This window comes from Mesorhizobium sp. M4B.F.Ca.ET.143.01.1.1, from assembly GCF_004792275.1.
In the GTDB taxonomy this organism is placed as follows: Bacteria; Pseudomonadota; Alphaproteobacteria; order Rhizobiales; family Rhizobiaceae; genus Mesorhizobium; species Mesorhizobium abyssinicae.
On record NZ_SRSR01000401.1, the window covers coordinates 1 to 278 of the forward strand.

General features: G+C 69.4%; 1 pseudogene. It reads right to left on the reverse strand.

Features of this window, described 5'->3' with window-relative positions:
* Positions 1 to 278: pseudogene (locus EN786_RS38210) on the reverse strand (ROK family protein); the annotation flags it as partial.

Consider the following 278-nt stretch of genomic DNA (forward strand, 5'->3'; position numbering starts at 1 on the left):
GCCGGGGAGCGCAGTCGGGCCGACCGACGTCATGCCCTCGACGCCGAAAGGGCCGGGCATCGCCATGCCGATGCCGAGCAGCTTCGTGCGGTCGAGGCGGGAGGTGGCGATCAGGTCATTTGCGATCGCGGCAAGCAGCGGCATCGCCTCGGCGGGCGTCGGGCGGTCGACATTTCGCTCGATACGGGCGCGCATCGTGCCGGAGAGGTCGGTGACGACGCCGACGGCAAGCTGATGGTCGAGCTGCAGGCCGATCGAATAGCCGCCATCGGGGTTGA